The organism is Polynucleobacter sp. 35-46-11 (genome assembly GCF_002281105.1).
This window is the reverse complement of record NZ_NCFJ01000374.1, coordinates 1-2,551: the sequence shown is the minus strand read 5'-3', so window position 1 is coordinate 2,551 and position 2,551 is coordinate 1. Positions and strand designations below refer to the sequence as shown.

The 2,551-nt window shown below is 47.7% G+C and carries 2 protein-coding genes and 1 pseudogene; all 3 read left to right on the top strand.

The genetic code is table 11. From position 1 onward, the window contains the following. Positions 1 to 356, top strand: a pseudogene (locus B7Y67_RS15120) (acetyl-CoA carboxylase carboxyl transferase subunit alpha); the annotation flags it as partial. Next, positions 322 to 1,647 carry a tRNA lysidine(34) synthetase TilS gene (gene tilS, locus B7Y67_RS15115; protein ID WP_293599344.1) on the top strand — a complete coding sequence of 442 codons (1,326 nt, stop codon included), beginning with the start codon at positions 322 to 324 and terminating at the stop codon, positions 1,645 to 1,647. The pseudogene B7Y67_RS15120 and the gene tilS, both read left to right, overlap by 35 nt. An 84-nt stretch (positions 1,648 to 1,731) precedes the next feature. Next, on the top strand, positions 1,732 to 2,551 hold an 820-nt coding region (locus tag B7Y67_RS15110), incomplete at its 3' end, for an aspartate kinase (RefSeq protein ID WP_293599343.1).

Here is a 2,551-nt window from a genome sequence, read left to right as displayed (position 1 = left end):
TAGCAATTGCAATGGGTGATGTGGTGTTGATGTTGCAGAACTCAACCTATTCTGTGATTTCACCCGAAGGCTGTGCATCTATTCTTTGGAAGACTGCTGACAAGGCACCAGAGGCTGCTGAGCAATTAGGTTTGACAGCGCAACGTTTGAAGACAATTGGCTTGATTGACAAGATCGTTGCTGAACCAACTGGTGGAGCGCATCGTGATTATGAGACCATGATGAATAACATGCGCAAAGCCTTGGCTGAGTCACTGAAAACCTTCGATGGTATGAAAGTGGATGCGCTTCTTGAGCGTCGACATGAACGCTTAATGGGCTATGGCAAGTTCAAGGAAATCGAAGCCAAGTCCTAAGGCGACTCTTCAGGCGGCTTCAGCAGTGGCCAAACGTATTGGTCTTGCCTTAAGTGGTGGGCTTGATTCGGTTGTCTTGCTTGATGCCATTTGCAAGACAGTCCAAACAGATCCTAATAACTCAACTGAGATTTGGGTATTCCATATTCACCATGGTTTGCAAAAGCCCGCTGATCAGTGGCTGGAGTTTTGCGAGAAGCTAGCCAAAAAGTACCAAGTACATTTTGATTTCCGTTTATTGCATTTTGCAGATCAATCGCAGGGCAATATTGAAGCCCGGGCTAGAGCAGAGCGCTACGATGCCTTAACGGAGTTGTGTATTGAGCATGGCATTGAAGATCTACTCTTAGCCCACCACCAAAACGATCAAGCTGAAACCGTCCTATTGCAGCTCTTGCGAGGTTCTGGTGTATCTGGTTTATCTGGTATGCCACTTAACCGTATCAACGCTAAAGACAATCAGTCTATTACGCTCTGGCGACCCCTGCTAAACCTCAGTAAGTCTGAGCTTGAGACTTACGCCAAAGAACACAAACTCAAATGGGTAGAAGATCCCAGTAATCAAAATACGCGCTATCGCCGAAATGCGATTCGTAAAGACATCATTCCGAGGCTGGAGAAAATTCAGCCAGGTGCGATTGCCAATTTTGCTCGCAGTGCAGACCTGCTTGCTCAGTCTCAATTGCTGCTCGATCGCCTGGCTAGACAAGATGGCAAGCATATTCTTCAAGCTCAGCGCTTAAGGCTAGCCCCTCTCTTGCCTCTTGCGAAGGAAGATAAAGCGGCTGCCAATAATTTGATGCGTTACTGGCTCAAGCTAAATGATTTAGTAATGCCATCCCAGGAGCGTCTAGAGTCTTGGTGGAAAGATCTGATGGCGGTAAAAACAGATTCAAATTTGGCATGGCAGCATGATGAGGCGAGCATTTATTTATGGCGTGGCCTCTTACAAGTGGCAAATCGCAAAGTCGGGCAGTGGGTATTTCGTGATGTGCCTGCTAGAAGCAAGTCCCTTGGCTTGCCTGCTGAATGGGTTAAGAAAGCCCAAAATCAGGGTCTTGTTGAGGAAAGGCTTCGTCAGGGGGCAGAAAAGCTCCAAATCAAGCCCAATACCCCACGAAAAACCCTCAAGAACCTTTTCCAAGAATCAGATACCCCACCTTGGGAGCGACAGGCGCCACTGCTTTATATCAATGATGAACTGATAGCGGTTGCTGGGGTGGGGGAGAGCTACCCACATTTGGTGTCGACTGGTAAGCGAGTGCTGCCTGCATGGACTGAGAAGCTATAGCAGGGGGGATAAAACCCTGTAAAATAAGCCCCTTTTAGACCCTAGGGAATGCATTTCCCTATAAACAGACAATACAACGGATTTATGGCTCTTATCGTTCATAAGTATGGTGGCACCTCAATGGGCTCAGTTGAGCGCATTCAGAACGTCGCTAAACGCGTTGCCAAGTGGATGCGTGCTGGCCACCAGGTAGTCGTAGTGCCCTCAGCAATGTCGGGCGAAACAAACCGTTTGCTTGGTTTGGCGAAGGACATTAATCCTGATGCTAATCCCCGTGAACTTGATCAAATCGCCTCTACGGGTGAGCAGGTTAGCTCTGGCTTATTGGCTTTGGCATTACTGCGTGAAGGTGTTGATGCAGTCAGCTATGCTGGTTGGCAAGTAACAGTTCACACGGATTCATCATTTACTAAAGCCCGCATCAAGAGCATTGATGACAAGAAAATTCTTGCTGATCTCAATGCTGGACGTGCTGTAGTAGTTACTGGCTTCCAAGGCGTTGATCCAGATGGCAATATCACCACTTTAGGTCGTGGCGGTTCTGATACATCAGCTGTTGCCATGGCTGCTGCACTGAAGGCGGATGAGTGCTTGATTTACACCGACGTCGATGGCGTCTACACCACAGATCCACGCGTTTGTGAAGATGCACGTCGCTTGGACAAAATTACTTTTGAAGAAATGCTCGAGATGGCAAGTCTTGGTTCAAAGGTATTGCAAATTCGTTCAGTCGAGTTTGCTGGTAAGTACAAAGTTAAAACCCGTGTTCTGTCATCGCTGACAGATCCATTGATGCCCCTTGCTGAAGAGATGAAGTCGGGCACCTTGATTACATTTGAAGAGGACAGCACTATGGAAGCCGCAGTTATTTCCGGCATCGCCTTTGCGCGTGATGAAGCAAAAA

What these genes read in the sequence shown, in the direction of transcription:
- tilS (WP_293599344.1), top strand. Translation starts at nt 322, where the DNA reads ATGGCAAGTTCAAGGAAATCGAAGCCAAGTCCTAAGGCGACTCTTCAG.